The organism is Aeromonas sp. LsrichE-8G (assembly GCF_022869435.1).
Taxonomy (GTDB): domain Bacteria; phylum Pseudomonadota; class Gammaproteobacteria; order Enterobacterales; family Aeromonadaceae; genus Aeromonas; species Aeromonas caviae.
Genome location: NZ_JALIHH010000043.1, coordinates 24,416 through 41,230, shown reverse-complemented (window position 1 = coordinate 41,230; position 16,815 = coordinate 24,416). Strand labels below are relative to the sequence as shown.

Genomic DNA, 16,815 nt, shown 5'->3' with positions numbered 1-16,815 from the left:
AGCCCGGTGCATGCGAGGTATCCATGACTCAATCCCAGCCCTCTTCCGCCGACGCCCAGGGCAGACGGACTCCTGCCGACTACCAGGCCCAGCTCGACGAGAAGCGCGATCGCCTCACCCAGCTGTTCGCCCCCTTCAATCCGCCCGCGCTGGAGCTGCACGCCTCTCCCGCCGAGCACTACCGGATGCGCGCCGAGTTCCGCATCTGGCACGAGGGGGATGACCTCTTCCACTGCATGTATGCACCGGCCACCAAGGAGATCATCCGGGTCGACAGCTTCCCCACCGCCAGCCTGCTCATCAACCGGCTGATGCCTGTGCTGCTGGCCGGGCTGCGCCCGCACCCCGTGCTGCGCAAGAAGCTGTTCCAGATCGACTACCTCTCTACCCAGTCCGGCCAGATCTGCGTCAGCCTGCTCTACCACCGCAAGCTGGAGAACGAGTGGCAGCCGGCCGCCGAGGCGCTGCAGGCCGACCTGCGTGCCAAGGGGTTCGAGCTGCAACTGATTGGCCGCGCCCACAAGCAGAAGATCTGCCTCGGGGATGACTTCGTCATCGAACGCCTGACCGTGCAGGGGCGCGAGCTGGTCTACAAACAGGTGGAAAACAGCTTCACCCAGCCCAACGCCGCCATCAACGAGCAGATGCTGGGCTGGGCCCTGGACGTGACCAAAGAGAGCGAGGGGGACCTGCTGGAGCTCTACTGCGGCAACGGCAACTTCTCCATCGCTCTGGCGCAGAACTTTCGCAAGGTGCTGGCCACCGAGATCGCCAAGCCGAGCGTGGACTCCGCCCAGTTCAACATCGCCGCCAACGGTGTCGACAACCTGATCATCCTGCGCATGTCGGCGGAGGAGTTCACCATGGCGATGCGCGGTGAGCGGGAGTTCAACCGCCTCAAGGGGGTCGATCTTGGCGCCTACCGGTGCAACACCATCTTCGTCGACCCGCCCCGGGCCGGTCTGGACGACGCCACCGTCAAGCTGGTGCAGGATTACGACAACATCCTCTACATCTCCTGCAACCCCGAGACACTGCAGGCCAACATGGCCGTGCTCGGTGAAACCCACGAGATCGCCCGCTTCGCCCTGTTCGACCAGTTCCCCTGGACCCACCACATGGAAGCCGGGGTGTACCTGAAGCGCAAGGGCGGCTGATCCGGGCTGTTCCCCGGCTGCTCCATGGCAGCCGGAGCCGCTATGGCCACTGAAGGGCACGGATCCTGCCTCATCGCGCTGCCCCGACCCGCCACGGGACAAGTGGGGGCGGCCCGATACCAACCGATTCATCCTGTCCCCCCTTCTCCCCCGGGAGAAGGGGCAAAAACCCCCGCATTGATTAGTTATCCCGGTGCAGAGCGCGGACGCAGCCGTTATGCTGGCGACACGTCCACTCACGCCATGACCGGGGAACCACGCCACCATGCCACGCGTTCTGTTTGTTGAAGACGATCCCGAGATAGGCCAGCTCATCAGCAGCTGGCTCGGTCGCCACGACATCGAGGTGCTGCTGGAGACCCGGGGTGACCGGGCACTCGACAGGGCCCTGGCCGAGCAGCCGGATCTGGTGCTGCTCGACATCATGCTGCCGGGGCAGGATGGCCTCTCCCTGTGCCGGGATCTGCGCCCGCGCTTTGCCGGCCCCATCGTCATGCTCACTTCGCTCGACAGCGACATGAACCAGATCCTGAGCCTGGAGCTGGGGGCCAACGACTACATCCTCAAGACCACGCCCCCCCCGGTGCTGCTGGCCCGGCTACGAGTCCAGTTTCGCCAGCAGGGGCAGAGCCAGCAGGCCGTGGTCCCCGCCGCCCCGCCCCAGCGCCTGCAGTTCGGCCGCCTCCAGATAGACGGCCCGGGTCGGGACGTGCGCCTCGATGGGGAGAGCATTCCCCTCTCCACCGCCGATTTCGACCTCCTGTGGGAGCTGGCCTGCCACGCGGGCCAGATCCTGGGGCGGGAGGCGCTGTTTCGCAGCCTGCGGGGGCGCGACTACGACGGCCAGGATCGCAGCATGGACGTGGCCATCTCCCGTCTGCGCCGCCGGCTCGGGGATGACAGCAACAACCCGACCCGCATCAAGACGGTGCGCCAAAAGGGTTATCTACTCGTACCCCAAGCTTGGGAATGAGCTGGTGTCTCACACGCCTGCACACCAGAAGCCAGGGAATGACAGCAACAACTCGATCTGGATCAAGACGGTGCGCCAGAAAGGTTACCTGCTGGTGCCCCAGGCCTGGGAATAAGCCCCGCCGAATGACCTTGATGCACTCAGCCTTCTCCCCTTGCGGGAGAAGGGTTGGGGATGAGGGGCAACAAGGCAATGCCCAGACGCAATCCAGGCAAGAGGAGAGCCCCGATGCGACGCCTGTTTATCCAGTTCTATCTGCTGCTGATAGGCTGCTTCACCCTCGCCATTCTGCTCATCGGGCTGGTCTATCAGGTCAGTGCAGAGCGGGCGGGGGACCGTTATCTGGAGCGGATGATGCAAGGCTCCCTCGGCCTGCTCACTGGCGAGCTGGCCCGGCTGCCGCCGGAACACTGGGCCACCCGCACCGGCGAGCAGAGCCGCCAGCTCAATCTGCCGCTGCAGATCGGCGTCCTCGCCAACCAGCCCCTGGCCAGCGAGGATCAGGCCTTCCTCGAGGTGGGCAACATCGTCATCGTCGAAGAGGATGACACCTTCCTGCAGCGCATCCCGAACACCGACAAGGTGCTGATCGTCGGTCCCGTCCCCTACCTCTCCTACCTGCACGAACTGCACTGGGTGGACGTGGGGCTGCTGCTGCTCATCGGCCTTTCCCTCGGCCTGCCCATCCTGCTCTGGCTGCGCCCCCACTGGCGCGGCCTGCAACAGCTCGAACAGACCGCCCGCCGGGTCGGCGACGGGGATCTCTCCTGTCGCACCGGTTTGCCGCCCGGCAGCAGCCTGGGCCGGGTCGGCCGCACCTTCGACCAGATGGCGGAGCAGTTGCAGGCCATGCTGGCCAGTCGCAAGCAGTTGACCGACGCCATCGCCCACGAGCTGCGCTCCCCCCTGGTGCGGCTGCGCTATCGCCTCGCCATGCTGGCCGAGCCTCCCTCACCCGAGGAGCAGCAGGGACTGGAGCGGGACCTCGGCGCCCTCGATGCCCTCATCGAGGAGATGCTCACCTATGCCAGGCTCGATCGCCCCGAACTGCCGCTGCAATGCAGCGATCTGGAGCTCGGCAGCTGGGCCGGCAGCCGCCTGGCCGACTGGCAGGCCCTGCGACCGGACAAGCGGCTCGACTTCGTGCGCCCGGCCATGGCTCTGCCCTGGCGCGGCGACACCCGATTGCTGGACCGGGCGCTGGAAAACCTCATCGGCAACGCCCTGCGCCATGCCACCAGCCAGGCAAGCCTCTGCATAGCGCGACAGGGGGACGACTATCTGCTGGAGGTCGCCGACGATGGCCCCGGCATCGATCCCGCGCTGGCCCCGCAAATCTTCGAGCCCTTCGTGCGCCTGGATCAGAGCCGGGACAGACGCACCGGCGGCGCCGGGCTGGGGTTGGCCATCGTGCGCAGCATCGCCCGCCACCACGGCGGCGAGGTGCAACTGCTGCCAAGCAGCAGCGGTGCCCGTTTCTGCCTGACCCTGCCCGTACATTTGGATACAAACCGTCACCAGTCGCTCACTGAACCGCAGGTCGAACAGCCCTAGGATGAAGTCATGGAGAAACGCTCCATGTCATCAAACCGAACGAGGAACTGGAATATGAACAAGCTGATCCCCCTGACTCTGGCCGCTGTCTTCGCCCTGACCTCCGGCTTCACCATGGCCGCCACCCCGACCAAGGCCGCCGCTCCCCACGCCACCCAGACCAAGGTCGTGAAAAAGCATCACAAGGCTGCCCACGCCAAGGCGCCGGCCGTCAAGGTTGCTCCCAAGACCAAGTAAGCTGCCCGCTTCCACCATGAAAAAGGGGCCCCCGACAGGGGGCCCCTTCTGTTTTTGCGCGCTTGCCGTGACTCAACCCAGCATGTAATCCCCTGGCAGTTCGATGCGGGCCACCCCGGAGGCAACCGCCGCCAGCGCCACGGCACGGGCAACCCGCGGCAGCAGGCGGGCATCCATGGGCTTGGGAATGACGTAATCCTTGCCGAAGGCGAGTTCACTCACGCCAGCGGCGGTCAGCACCTCGGCGGGCACCGGCTCCTTGGCCAGGGCGCGGATCGCCTCCACTGCCGCGATCTTCATGGCATCGTTGATGCGGCTGGCACGGGCGTCGAGGGCGCCGCGGAAGATGAAGGGAAAGCAGAGCACGTTGTTGATCTGGTTCGGGTAGTCCGAGCGGCCGGTTCCCATGATGAGATCCCCGCGTACTCCGTGAGCCAGGGCAGGCTTGATCTCGGGGTCCGGATTGGAGCAGGCGAAGATCACCGGGTTGGGGGCCATCAGGGCCACCGCCTCGGCGGGCAGTACGTCCGGGCCGGAGACGCCGACGAAGACGTCAGCCCCGTCGATCACCTCCATCAGGGTGCGCAGGGGGGTGTCGTTGGCGAAACGCTGCTTGTACTGGTTGAGATCGGTGCGGCCGCTGTGGATCACACCCTGGCGGTCCAGCATGAAGATGTTGTGCGGCGCAGCCCCGCACTTGATCAGCAGATCCATGCAGGCGGTGGCGGCGGCGCCGGCGCCCATGCAGACGATGCGGCTGGTGCCAATCTCCTTGCCCTGCACTTCCAGCGCGTTGAGCAGCCCGGCGGCGGTGACGATGGCGGTACCGTGCTGGTCATCGTGGAACACCGGGATGTCGCAGCGGGCGATCAGCGCCTCTTCAATCTCGAAGCACTCGGGGGCCTTGATGTCTTCCAGGTTGATGCCGCCGAAGGTGTCGGCGATGGCGGCCACCGTGTCGATGAACTGGGCGCTGGTCTCGTGCTTCACCTCGATGTCGATGGCGTCGATGCCGGCAAAGCGCTTGAACAGCAGGGCCTTGCCCTCCATCACCGGCTTGGAGGCCAGCGGGCCCAGATTGCCCAGCCCCAGGATGGCGGTGCCGTTGGAGATGACGGCCACCAGGTTGCCCTTGCCGGTGTAACGGTAGGCATCGGCCGGATTGGCGGCGATCTCGCGTACCGGTTCGGCTACGCCCGGGCTGTAGGCCAGCGCCAGATCGCGAGCGGTCTCGGCGGGCTTGGTGAGGGCGATGGCGATTTTGCCCGGAACGGGTTGGGCGTGGTAGTCGAGTGCCTGTTGGCGGAGATCGTGCTGCTGATCGGACATGGGGGACCCCGATACGGAAATGAATGAGTGATGCGTTGGCTCGCCAGCGGGCGAGGGCTGAGGATCATAAAGAAATCCCCCGCCCTTTCACAGCATAAAATATCGCTGGATAGCAATGACACGCTAGTCAGTAGCATGTCATGCCACCCATAATTACCCAATTAGTTATAGATTCGATTTCAATCCATGACTGGAATGCCGGCTTTTGCCTCTGCCTGCCGGGCGATGGCCTCCGTCATCCCCTGGAAGATGAAGAGGTGAAACGGCAGCATGGCAAGCCAGTAGGCCAGCCCCCAGGCCCCCTGCGGATGCCAGTGGGCCGTCACCCGCAGCCGGGTCAGGCCGGACTCCAGGGGCTGGATGTTGAACTCCAGCCGACCGACGCCGGGGGCCTTCATGTTGAACAACAGATCCAGCCTGCGTCCTTCATCCACCCCGAGGATCTGCCAGGAGTCCAGCATGTCCCCCTTCACGAAGCGATCCGGGTTGGTGCGCCCCCGGGTCCGGGCCGGGCCGCCGATCAGATGATCCATCCATTCGCGCACCACCCACAGCTCGTTCATGTAGAAGTAGCGCTGCTCACCCCCCAGTTGCTGCAACACCTGCCACACCACCTCGGGGGCGGCGAGGCAATCCGCCTCCCCGCTGGCGGTGCGGTCGTAGAAGCCATATTCGGGATGGCGCCAGCGCAGACCAAGGGGCGTCTCCTCCCCGTGCTGCTCGGCACCGAGCCTCTGCTCCAGCGCCAGGCTCTCCGCCAGCGCCTCGTCGAAGCTGAGCAGATGCTGGGGCAACAGGGCGCGCAAGGGGCCGTCATCCGCCGGGATGTCGTGCTTGAGCCCCCCCACCAGCGCCTTGGCGATGGGTTGGGGAACCGAGGTGGCGAACTGCAGCCACCAGGCGGAGAGCCGGGGGCTCAAAAAGGGGATCGGAATGATGGGGCAGCGTTTGCCGATATGGGCGGCGAATTTTTGGAGCTGCTGCTGGTAGCTGAGCAGCTCGGGGCCGGCCGCATTGAAGATCTGGCCATCCACCCCGTCGGCTTCCACCAGCCCGCCCAGATAGTGCAAGAGGTTGGAGAGGGCGATGGGGGGCGTGCGGGAACGCACCCACTTGGGCGTCACCATCATGGGCAGGTTGTACACCAGATCCCGCATCACCTCGAACGCCGCCGAGCCGGGGCCTATGATGATGCCGGCACGCAGCTCTACCGTGGGCACCCCTGCGCTGCGAAACAGCTCCCCACAGTAGCGCCGGGAGTTGAGGTGGCGACTGTTGCAGGGCTCGGGCTGGATGGCCCCGAGATAGACGATGCGGCGCACCCCGGCGGCACGGGCGGCGGCGGCGAAGTTTTTCACTCCCTGCTGCTCCAGCCGGTGAAAACCGGCCCCCGCCCCCATGGCGTGTACCAGATAGAAGACGGTGTCGACCCCCGCCAGCGCAGGGGGCAGGGTGGCAGGCTTGAGGCTGTCGGCGAGGCGAAACGCCACCCCCTCCGGCAGACGGCAGGGACGACGGGCCCCGGCGATGACCCTGTACCCCAGACCCTGCAGATGAGGCACCAGGTAGGATCCTATGTACCCGGCAGCTCCCATCACCAGACATGTGCGCATCGGCTCTTCTCCCTTGGTTGAGCCAACACCATAGGGCAAAGCGGGGAATTACAGAATGGCGGCCAATAAAAAAGGCACCCGATGGGCGCCTTTTTCAGAATTCTTCAGAAGCAAGATTACTTCTTGGAGGTCAAGCCACCGAAACGCTTGTTGAACTTGTCTACGCGGCCGCCGCTAGAAACTTCTTTCTGCTTGCCGGTGTAGAACGGGTGGCACTCGGAGCACACGTCCAGGTTCAGATCTTTACCGATGGTAGAGAAGGTGTTGATGACGTTACCGCAAGAGCACTTGGCGGTGATGGCTACATAGTCAGGATGGATACCAGCTTTCATGGACAACCTCAATTATCAGGCCGTGTCGCCATCCGATCTCTTGTCGGACACCACACGATTGTTGAACACAGTTTCAAAGGCTGCGAATAATATAGGAAACGCCTGAGATCAGGCAAGTGGCTTCGCAGAAAAAATAGGCAACCCCTGGTGAATTCTTCCCAAACGCTGGATCTGGTTCGTGTGGCTGTGCCGGTGCCGTTACGCCGTCATTTCGACTATCTCTCTCCCCTGCCCTTGCCTGCCCCCGGTTGCCGGGTCGAGATCCCGTTCGGCCCGCAGACCCTGGTTGGTCTGGTGGTGGATCACCCGACCGAGAGCCAGGTCCCCCGCAACAAATTAAAACCCTTGAAGAGGGTGCTCGACAGCTCCCCCGTGCTGGGGCCCGACATTCTGGCGCTGATGGCCTGGAGCGCCGGTTACTACCAGCATCCGCTGGGGGAAGTGCTGCCCCATGCCCTGCCGGTGCTGGTGCGCAAGGGTGAGCCCGCCGCCTATCGGGAGCTGGAGTTCTGGTTTGCCACCGAGGCCGGCATGGCCATCGACCTCAACGAGCTCAAACGGGCGGCCAAGCAGCAGCAGGCCCTCGCCTTGCTGCGCAAGGGGCCGCAGACCCCCTCCGCCCTCAAACAGGAGGAGATCCAGAGCGCGGCCCTCACCGCGCTGGAGAAGAAGGGACTGCTGGAGAAGCGCTCGCTGGAGCCGAGCCATGATGGCGACTGGGCCACCCGCTTCGAGCCGGGTGAGGGGCTGCGCCTCAACGGCGAGCAGGCGCTGGCGGTGGCCGCCGTCACCAGCCAGAGCAACAAGTTCGGAGCCTTCCTGCTGGACGGCATCACGGGCTCCGGCAAGACCGAGGTTTACCTCAGCATCCTCGAGCCCCTGCTCAAGGCGGGCAAGCAGGCGCTGGTGATGGTGCCGGAAATCGGCCTCACCCCCCAGACCATCAACCGCTTTCGCCGCCGCTTCAACGTGCCCGTGGTGGCGATGAACTCCGCCATGAACGACAGGGAGCGGCTCGATGCCTGGCTCGCCTGCCGCGACGGTGGTGCCGCCATTCTGATCGGCACCCGATCCGCGGTGTTCACGCCGTTCAAGGACCTCGGCATCATCATCATCGACGAGGAGCACGACGGCTCCTTCAAGCAACAGGACGGCTTTCGCTACCACGCGCGGGATCTGGCGGTGATGCGGGCCCATCGCGCCGGCATTCCCATCCTACTTGGATCTGCCACCCCGTCGCTGGAGACGCTGCACAACGCCCGCAGCGGCAAGTATCACCACCTCACTCTCACTCGCCGCGCCGGCAACGCCCAGACCGCTCGCCAGGTGATCCTGGACATCAAGAACGTGCGGCTGCAGGCGGGGCTCTCCCCCCAGCTGGAACAGCTGATGGCCGAGCATCTGGCAGCGGGCAACCAGGTAATGCTGTTTCTCAACCGCCGCGGCTATGCGCCGGCACTCATCTGCCACCAGTGCGGCTGGAGTGCCGCCTGCGAGCGCTGTGACGCCTGGTACACCTGGCACCAGGCCGGGCGACGGCTGCACTGCCACCACTGCGACAGCGTGCGCCCTCTGCCCCATCACTGCCCAGAGTGCGGCAGCAGCGAGTTGATCGGATCCGGGGTCGGCACAGAGCAGCTGGAGCAGCTGCTTGGCACCGTTTTTCCCCAATATCCGGTGGTGCGCATCGACCGGGACAACACCCGCCGCAAGGGGGAGCTGGAGACGCACCTCGGCGACATCAAGGCGGGCAAGTACAAGATCCTGATCGGCACCCAGATGCTGGCCAAGGGCCACCACTTCCCCGACGTGACGCTAGTGGGCCTGCTGGACGTGGATGGCGCCCTGTTCAGCGCCGATTTTCGCGCCGCCGAGAAGCTGGCCCAGCTCTACACCCAGGTGGCGGGCCGGGCTGGTCGCGCCAGCAAACCGGGGCTGGTGGTGCTGCAGAGCCACCATCCCGAACACGCTCTGCTGCAGGATCTGACCCAGAACGGCTATGGCCACTTCGCCGACACGGCGCTGAAAGAGCGCCGCCTGCTGGGGCTGCCACCGTTCAGCCATCAGGGACTGTTCCGGGCCGAGGCCAACGGCCGCGACGAGGTACAGCTGTTCCTCAGTCGTCTCGCCGATACCCTGCGCAGCGCCCGCTATCCCCAGGTGCAGGTGCTGGGGCCCATCAGCGGCTTCATGGAGCGCAAGGCGGGCAAGTTTCGCATGCAGCTGCTGGTGCAGGGGCCCAGCCGGGCACCGCTGGCCCAGCTGCTCGACTGGGCGGTGAAGGAGCTGGAGGGGTGGCCCGAGACCAAGCGGGTGCGCTGGAGTCTGGATATCGACCCCACGGAACTGAACTAGCGCGGCTCTGCCAGCACGGCCTCCGCCAACACCCTGGCCTGTTCCAGAGCCAGAGGCTGCTGATAGCTGTGGGCCATCACCACGGCCCCTTCCAGCAGCAGGCATAACCCGGTGGCCTGCACCTCGGTGCATTCGAGGGCCTCCCTGACCCAGTTCAGCAACGCACGCTTGTGGGCCACCACCAGCTTGCGCACCGGGTGGCGAGGATCGGAGAACTCGGCGCTCGCGTTGATGAAGTTGCAGCCGTAGAAGTCGCGGCGGCCAAACCAGTCTGCAAAGCCATCGAGCAGCGCCAGCAACCTGGCCTCCCGCCCCGACACCCCATCCATCCTGGCATCGAGCAGGGCAAAGAACTCCGCATCCCGTGCCATCAGCACGGCTTCGATCAAGGCATCCTTGGTGGGGAAGTGGCGATAGAGGGTGCGTTTGGTACTGCCCGCCTCGGCCCAGATGCGATCGATGCCGGTGGCGTGAAAGCCGTGACGATTGAACAGCCGATAGGCTGTCGTCATCAGCTGTTGCCGTTTTTCGCTCATGGTGAATTTCCTCTTGAAGTACACCGATCTGTCTACCTAATGTCGCAGGCTGGATCAAGTGATCCGGCACAGACAAGGAGACAGGAGATGGAAACAAGACGATGGCGAAGTGCCTGGCTGGCAGGGCTCGGTGCCTGCCTCAATGCTGTTCAGATAAGCACTTTTTTGACTGATTATTCATAAATTGGATTTGAGTTGAGGGGGCAAGGCTGTGTCCAGTCGATCTTCCTCCAGCCTTTATCCAGCGGGGCTTGCAATAGAAAGAGGGAGGCATCATGCCTCCCTCGATTTTTTGTCCTGATACTACGTGGACTGGAACTCAAATTCTCTTAAGTGAACAGCATTGCGGTGCCTGCCTGGCCATAATGTTGCTCGGCTGGCTGGACATGAGCTGGCAGTCAACCCTGTTGATGGCACCGTTCGGGGCAAGCTGTGTGCTGCTCTTCTCACTGCCGGACAGTCCGCTGGCCCGTCCGCAGAACGTGCTGGGAGGCCACCTGTTATCGGCCACCGTGGGTTTGGTGGTGCAATTGCTCCCGCTACCGATGGAACTCAAGCTGGCGCTGGGTGTGGGCCTGTCCATTGCACTCATGCAGGGACTGGGGCTGATCCACCCCCCCGCCGGAGCCAATCCACTGTTGATCCTGCTCACCACCCAGTCCTGGCCTTTCCTCTGGCAAACAGTGCTGCCCGGCGCCTTGCTGCTGATCATGGTGAGTCATTGCGCCAAGCGGCTGCAAACGTCACGGCTCACACCCACATAAACAACGAGGGGGCCAAGGCCCCCTCGTTGTTTAATAGCAAGGCAAAGATGGCTTATTCGGCGACCTGGGAGACCCCGGTCAGGCGCACCTCGACCCGGCGATCCGGGGCCAGGCAGGCGATCATCTGCGCCTTGGCGCCATCAGGGCAGCTGCCCCCGGTCACGGGCGAAGACTCTCCCCGCCCTTCGGCACGCACCTTGTCGGCAAACAATCCCTTGGCGATGAGATAATCCGCCACCGTGCGGGCACGCTGTTCGGAGAGGGACTGGTTGTAGGCCTCCGAGCCGATGCGGTCGGTATGACCGATCACCGTCGCCACCCCGTCTTTCGGATTGGCCGCCAGGATCTGGGCAAACAGGTTGTCGAGGGCCTGGCTGGCGGCTGGCTTCAGGGTCGCCTTGTTGAACTCGAACAGCACATCGGAATCCAGGCTGAACTGTTTCTCCACCAGCACGGGGGCCGGGGCGGGCGCAGGTTCGGGCGCAGGCGTTGGTGCCACCGGCTCGTCGCCGATCTGGCCGAAGCGATAGAGCATGCCGACCGACAGCAGGCCGTTGTCCATCTCGATGCCTGACTCGTCGAGGGAAGTCTTGCCAAGGGGGGTGGTGTACTGGTATTCGAGGCGGGCGGCCCAATCCTTGTCGATGGCGTATTCGACCCCCAGCGCCCCGACAAAGGCGGCACCATGATATTTGTTGCCCTCATGGGATTCGGAGAGGCTGCTGGTGCCATCGCTGGCCCTGACGTTGAGTGAGCTCTCGGTCCAGGCATAGGCCCCCCCGAGACGGCCGTAGATATCCAGTGCCGAGGTTGCAGGCAGGATGATCTTCATGGTGGCCTGCACCATCTGGGCCTTGGCCTCGCCATCGAGTGCGAAATCAACCCCGTTGCCCGAGTAGTGCTTGTCCACCTGATACTTGCCGAGCCAGTCATAGCCGAGCTCAATCGCCACGTTTCTGTTTACCTGATAACCGGCAAACAGCCCCAGACCGAGATCATCGCTGTTCTCGTTCACCTTGGTCGCATCGAACAGCTCTTCGACCTGAGCGTTGTAATCCACCCCGTAATAATTTGACCAGCCGGCCTTGCCGCCGACATACCAGGTGTTGTCCTGGGCGGCAGCCTGCACCGTCCCTGTTGCCATCAAAGCGCCGATCAGGACGGCGAGCATAGATCTGTTCATGGATGAGCCCCTGCAATGAATTGTTATGACGCGGCTGCGTCTCTCTTCCCTGACGGGGCCCTGAACCCAAGCCCCGCATTCAGATTATCCCATCTGCAACCAGCCTCAAACGACCAGGGACTCAGGAGTGTGATATTGGCGACATTATCGGCCACCGTGCCCCCAATCATGGGGGCCGGCGCGTTGCCCATAAAAAAACGAAGAGCCGGGCTCTTCGTTTTTCATCTGGCAAGGGGATGGCTCCCCGCTCACTGACTGCCCTGGCTCGCCAGGAACAGGCGGTAGGCGGGATCCTCGCTCACCTCTTTCCAGCCGTAGCCAATCTCGTGCAGGTAGTCGTGGAAAGCCGCCACGTCCTCGTCCGGCAGCTCGAAGGCGCAGAGCACCCGTCCGTAGTCGGCGCCGTGGTTGCGGTAGTGGAACAGGCTGATGTTCCAGCGACAGCCCAGGGTCTCGAGGAAGCGCATCAGGGCCCCCGGCTGCTCCGGGAACTTGAAGCTGTAGAGGCGTTCACCGAGGGGCCGGGCCGGGCGGCCGCCAATCATGTAGCGCACGTGGTTCTTGGCCAGCTCGCTCTCGGTCATGTTGACCACCGGATAACCGTTGCCGCCGAGTTGATCGATGATCTGGCCCAGCTCCTCGTCACCGCCGGTGAGGCGCACCGAGACGAACAGCGACGCCTGCTCGGCATCGGCGTAGCGGTAGTTGAACTCGGTCACCATGCGGGGCCCCAGCTGACGGCAGAAGTCGAGGAAGGCCCCCTTGCGCTCGGGGATGGTCACCGCCAGCATGCCCTCGCGCTTCTCGCCGATCTCGCAGCGCTCCGACACGTAACGCAGGCTGTGGAAGTTGACGTTGGCGCCGGACAGAATGGCCGCCATCCGCCCCCCTTTCACCTGCTCTCGCTCGCTGTAGGCCTTGAGGCCCGCCAGGGACAAGGCCCCTGACGGCTCGGCGATGGCGCGGCAGTCATCGAAGATGTCTTTCAGGGCGGCGCAGATCTGGTCGTTGGAGACGGTCACCACCTCGTCCAGATACTGGTTGCACAGCCGGAAGGTCTCCTCGCCGATGCGCTTGACCGCCACCCCGTCCGCAAACAGGGAGACCCGGTCCAGATTGACCGGCTCGCCAGCCGCCAGCGCCGCCTTGAGGCAGGCGGACCCATCCGCCTCCACCCCGATCACCTTCACATCCGGCAGCAGCTGCTTGATGTAGACCGCCACCCCGGCGGCCAGGCCGCCGCCGCCCACCGGCACGAAGACGTGGGTGAGGTGGGTATCCTGCTCCAGCAGCTCCTTGCCGATGGTGCCCTGGCCCGCGATCACCTCGACGTCGTCGAACGGCGGGATCAGGGTGTAGCCCTCCAACTCGGCGAGTCGGCGGCTCTCGCCGTAGGCCTCATCGAAGCTGTTGCCAAACAGCATGACGTTGCCGCCCTGACGGCGCACCGCGTCGATCTTGATGTCCGGCGTGGTCTTGGGCATCACGATGATCGCCTTGATGCCGAGCTTGGCGGCCGACAGGGCGACCCCCTGGGCGTGGTTGCCGGCAGAGGCGGCGATGACGCCGCGTTCTTTCTGCTCCTGGGTCAGGGTGGCGATCTTGTGGTAGGCGCCGCGCAGCTTGAAGGAGTGAACCGGTTGCAAATCCTCCCGCTTCAGGCTGACGTGATTGCCGAGCCGCTCGGAGAGTTTCTTCAGGGTTTGCAAAGGGGTGACCCTCGCCGCCTCGTAGACGGGGGAGAGCAGTACCTTGCGTAGATAATCCGCCGCAGAGACCATGGTTTATACCCCCGTCTCGTGGCGAAGGGCGCGCAATGCGCCCATATCATGACAGTTCATTCTCTCACTCCCCCAGCAGGGTGCGATCGCGCACCGCGCCCTTGTCGGCGCTGGTGGCGAACATGGCGTAGGCGCGCAGGGCAAAGGAGACCTCGCGCTGACGATCGACCGGCTTCCAGCCACGGGCAGAGACGGCGGCGCGACGAGCAGCCAGCACGCTGTCTGCCACCTCCAGCACCATGCTGCGGGCTGGGATGTCGATGTTGATGATGTCGCCATCCTCCACCAGACCGATAGTGCCACCGGAGGCCGCCTCCGGGGAGACATGACCGATGGAGAGACCCGAGGTACCGCCGGAGAAGCGACCGTCGGTGATGAGGGCACACGCCTTGCCCAATCCCATGGACTTGAGATAGGTGGTGGGATAGAGCATCTCCTGCATGCCGGGGCCCCCTTTCGGGCCCTCGTAGCGGATCACCACCACTTCACCGGCTTTCACCGTGCCGTCCAGAATGCCGCTCACCGCGCTCTCCTGGCTCTCGAATACCCGGGCCGGGCCGCGGAAGGTGAGGTTCTCCTCGTCCACCCCGGCGGTCTTGACGATGGCCCCGTTGAGGGCGAGGTTGCCAGCGAGGACCGCCAGGCCACCTTCCTGGCTGTAGGCGTGATCGAAGGAGCGGATGCACCCCTCGGCGCGGTCCAGATCCAGCTCGGGCCAGCGGCAATCCTGACTGAACGCCTTGGTGGTACGGATGCCGGCAGGGCCTGCACGGTAGAAGTCGTGAACCCCCTTGTCATTGCTGCGGCTGACGTCATATTCGGCCAGCAGCTCCACCAGGGAAGTGCCCAGCACGTTGCGGGTATCCCCGTGCACCAGGCCCGCTTTTTCCAGCTGACCCAGGATGGCAACCACGCCGCCGGCGCGGTGCACGTCTTCCATGTGGTACTTCTGGGTGGAAGGCGCCACCTTGCACAGCTGGGGCACCTTGCGGGACATGCGGTCGATGTCGGACATGGTGAAGTCGACGCCCGCCTCCTGGGCTGCCGCCAGCAGGTGCAGCACGGTATTGGTGGAGCCGCCCATGGCGATGTCGAGCGCCATGGCGTTCTCGAACGCCGCCTTGGTGGCGATGTTGCGCGGCAGTGCCGAGGCATCGTCCTGCTCATACCAGCGCTTGGCCAGAGTGACGATGCGCTGGCCCGCCAGCTTGAACAGCTGCTCGCGATCGGCGTGGGTCGCCAGCAGGGAGCCGTTGCCCGGCTGGGAGAGACCCAGTGCCTCGGTCAGGCAGTTCATGGAGTTGGCGGTGAACATGCCGGAGCAGGAGCCGCAGGTGGGGCAGGCGCTGCGCTCGATCTGGTCGCTCTGGGCGTCGGAGACCTTGGGGTCGGCACCCTGGATCATGGCGTCCACCAGATCCAGCTTGATGATCTGGTCGGAAAGCTTGGTCTTGCCCGCTTCCATGGGTCCGCCGGAGACGAAGATCACCGGGATGTTGATGCGCAGGGCAGCCATCAGCATCCCCGGGGTGATCTTGTCGCAGTTGGAGATGCAGACCATGGCGTCGGCGCAGTGGGCGTTGACCATGTACTCCACCGAGTCGGCGATGAGCTCCCGGGACGGCAGGGAATAGAGCATGCCACCGTGGCCCATGGCGATGCCGTCATCCACGGCGATGGTGTTGAACTCCTTCGCGACCCCGCCAGCCGCCTCGATTTCGCGGGCGACCAGCTGGCCCAGATCCTTGAGGTGGACGTGGCCCGGCACGAACTGGGTGAAAGAGTTGACCACGGCGATGATGGGCTTGCCGAAATCCTGATCGGTCATGCCGGTGGCACGCCAGAGGGCGCGGGCCCCGGCCATGTTACGTCCGTGGGTGGTGGTGGCGGATCTCAACTTCGGCATTGTCTCTACTCCCTGAATGCCCCTGGGGCGCATTGTCTTTCAACATGAATGTGTGATTCGCGGATCGGTAATCGATCCTGGTGAAGGCACCTCGGGGAGCCTTCACCGGAAGCGACTCGGGGAGGCGTGACGCCTCCCCGCTCTCATCAGTCGTTGACCGGCGTCAGCCAGCCCCACTTGTCTTCGGTCTTGCCGTTGAACAGGCCGAAGAAGGCGTTCTGCAACTGCTCGGTCACCGGGCCACGGCAACCGGCGCCCACCTTCATCCGATCCACCGAGCGCACCGGGGTCACCTCGGCCGCCGTGCCGGTCATGAAGATTTCGTCTGCGACGTACAGCGCTTCACGGGGCAGCGCCTGCTCGCGTACCTCGTAACCCAAGTCGCGCGCCAGCGTCATGATGGTGTCGCGGGTGATGCCGGGCAGGATGGCGGCGGTGGCGGGCGGGGTGAACAGCACGCCGTTCTTCACCAGAAACAGGTTCTCCCCCGCCCCTTCGCTCAGATAGCCGTTCACATCCAGCGCCAGCCCCTCGGCGAAGCCGTTGCGCTTGGCCTCGCGGCTGATGAGCTGGGAAGAGAGATAGTTGCCCCCCGCCTTGGCACCGGTCGGGATGGTGTTGGGAGCGAGCCGGTTCCAGGAGGTGACGCACACATCCACCCCGTTTTTCAGCCCCTCTTCTCCGAGGTAGGCGCCCCAGGGCAGGGCCGCGACCATGAGGTCGGCCTTGGCATCCAGCGGCGGATGCAGCCCCAGCCCCACGTTGCCGACAAAGGCCAGCGGGCGCAGGTAGCCGCTCTTCAGGCCGTTCTCGCGCACCACGGTGCGGCAGGCTTCATTCACTTCGGTCTCGCTGTAGGGGACGTCCATCCAGTAGATCTTGGCGGAGTCGAACAGGCGTCGGGTGTGCTCCTGCAGGCGAAAGATGCAGGTCCCCTTGGGAGTGTCATAGGCCCGCACCCCCTCGAACACCGAGGAGCCGTAGTGCAGGGCATGGCTCATGACATGCACCTGGGCATCCTGCCAGGGGACCAGCTTGCCGTTGAACCAGATGTATTGGGGGTGGGCGGCGGATTGGGAAGGCTGTGACATTGGC

The 16,815-nt window shown here is 64.5% G+C and carries 14 protein-coding genes and 1 pseudogene; 7 read left to right on the top strand and 8 right to left on the bottom strand.

From position 1 onward, the window contains the following. Positions 1 to 23: 23 nt before the first annotated feature. The 5 genes and pseudogenes from trmA (at position 24) to MUW49_RS08680 (ending at position 3,921) form a co-directional block, all read left to right on the top strand. A complete protein-coding gene (gene trmA, locus MUW49_RS08700; RefSeq protein ID WP_244812625.1) occupies positions 24 to 1,157 on the top strand; it encodes a tRNA (uridine(54)-C5)-methyltransferase TrmA in 1,134 nt (377 codons plus the stop codon). 265 nt (positions 1,158 to 1,422) lie between these two features. Beyond that, the gene (gene rstA, locus MUW49_RS08695) at positions 1,423 to 2,130 is read left to right on the top strand and encodes a two-component system response regulator RstA (protein WP_010676073.1); all 708 of its coding nucleotides are present in this window, start codon (positions 1,423 to 1,425) and stop codon (positions 2,128 to 2,130) included. 25 nt (positions 2,131 to 2,155) lie between these two features. Next, a pseudogene (locus MUW49_RS08690) lies at positions 2,156 to 2,245 on the top strand (two-component system response regulator RstA); the annotation flags it as partial. 113 nt (positions 2,246 to 2,358) lie between these two features. After that, positions 2,359 to 3,684 (top strand): two-component system sensor histidine kinase RstB, encoded by a 1,326-nt coding sequence (gene rstB, locus MUW49_RS08685; RefSeq protein ID WP_052815782.1) that lies wholly within the window; start codon positions 2,359 to 2,361, stop codon positions 3,682 to 3,684. A gap of 54 nt (positions 3,685 to 3,738) precedes the next feature. Beyond that, positions 3,739 to 3,921 (top strand): hypothetical protein, encoded by a 183-nt coding sequence (locus MUW49_RS08680; protein WP_010676075.1) that lies wholly within the window; start codon positions 3,739 to 3,741, stop codon positions 3,919 to 3,921. 72 nt (positions 3,922 to 3,993) lie between these two features. Here the strand turns inward: MUW49_RS08680 and MUW49_RS08675 are convergent, their stop codons facing one another. The 3 genes from MUW49_RS08675 to rpmE all read right to left on the bottom strand — a co-directional run bounded on the left by MUW49_RS08675 (position 3,994) and on the right by rpmE (position 7,195). Beyond that, positions 3,994 to 5,250: a malic enzyme-like NAD(P)-binding protein gene (locus MUW49_RS08675; RefSeq protein ID WP_052815781.1), complete on the bottom strand. Its 1,257-nt coding sequence runs from the start codon at positions 5,248 to 5,250 to the stop codon at positions 3,994 to 3,996. A 179-nt stretch (positions 5,251 to 5,429) separates the two neighbouring features. Beyond that, positions 5,430 to 6,863 (bottom strand): DUF2867 domain-containing protein, encoded by a 1,434-nt coding sequence (locus MUW49_RS08670; protein ID WP_010676077.1) that lies wholly within the window; start codon positions 6,861 to 6,863, stop codon positions 5,430 to 5,432. Positions 6,864 to 6,979: 116 nt separating this feature from the next. Beyond that, positions 6,980 to 7,195 carry a 50S ribosomal protein L31 gene (gene rpmE, locus MUW49_RS08665; RefSeq protein WP_010676078.1) on the bottom strand — a complete coding sequence of 72 codons (216 nt, stop codon included), beginning with the start codon at positions 7,193 to 7,195 and terminating at the stop codon, positions 6,980 to 6,982. 147 nt (positions 7,196 to 7,342) lie between these two features. Between rpmE and priA the strand changes: the two genes are divergently transcribed. Next, positions 7,343 to 9,550, top strand: coding sequence for a primosomal protein N' (priA, locus tag MUW49_RS08660; protein ID WP_080990014.1), 2,208 nt, complete (start codon positions 7,343 to 7,345; stop codon positions 9,548 to 9,550). On the opposite strand, the gene MUW49_RS08655 is transcribed toward priA, so the two are convergent. Next, positions 9,547 to 10,086: a TetR/AcrR family transcriptional regulator gene (locus MUW49_RS08655; protein WP_052815780.1), complete on the bottom strand. Its 540-nt coding sequence runs from the start codon at positions 10,084 to 10,086 to the stop codon at positions 9,547 to 9,549. The two genes, priA and MUW49_RS08655, sit on opposite strands and share 4 nt — an antisense overlap. Before the next feature lie 368 nt (positions 10,087 to 10,454). On the opposite strand from MUW49_RS08655, the gene MUW49_RS08650 reads away from it, so the two are divergent. Further along, on the top strand, positions 10,455 to 10,850 hold the full coding sequence (locus MUW49_RS08650) for an HPP family protein (RefSeq protein WP_171864758.1): 396 nt from the start codon (positions 10,455 to 10,457) through the stop codon (positions 10,848 to 10,850). Between the two features lie 52 nt (positions 10,851 to 10,902). Here MUW49_RS08650 and ompA read toward each other — a convergent pair whose 3' ends face one another. The 4 genes from ompA to MUW49_RS08630 all read right to left on the bottom strand — a co-directional run bounded on the left by ompA (position 10,903) and on the right by MUW49_RS08630 (position 16,811). Continuing rightward, a complete protein-coding gene (ompA, locus tag MUW49_RS08645; protein WP_041211986.1) occupies positions 10,903 to 12,033 on the bottom strand; it encodes a porin OmpA in 1,131 nt (376 codons plus the stop codon). A 248-nt stretch (positions 12,034 to 12,281) separates the two neighbouring features. Beyond that, on the bottom strand, positions 12,282 to 13,814 hold the full coding sequence (gene ilvA / locus MUW49_RS08640) for a threonine ammonia-lyase, biosynthetic (RefSeq protein ID WP_244812623.1): 1,533 nt from the start codon (positions 13,812 to 13,814) through the stop codon (positions 12,282 to 12,284). Between the two features lie 64 nt (positions 13,815 to 13,878). Further along, positions 13,879 to 15,720, bottom strand: a complete 1,842-nt coding sequence (ilvD, locus tag MUW49_RS08635; RefSeq protein ID WP_052815779.1) for a dihydroxy-acid dehydratase — start codon at positions 15,718 to 15,720, stop codon at positions 13,879 to 13,881. 146 nt (positions 15,721 to 15,866) lie between these two features. Then, on the bottom strand, positions 15,867 to 16,811 hold the full coding sequence (locus tag MUW49_RS08630) for a branched-chain amino acid transaminase (RefSeq protein WP_052815778.1): 945 nt from the start codon (positions 16,809 to 16,811) through the stop codon (positions 15,867 to 15,869). Positions 16,812 to 16,815 lie beyond the last annotated feature (4 nt).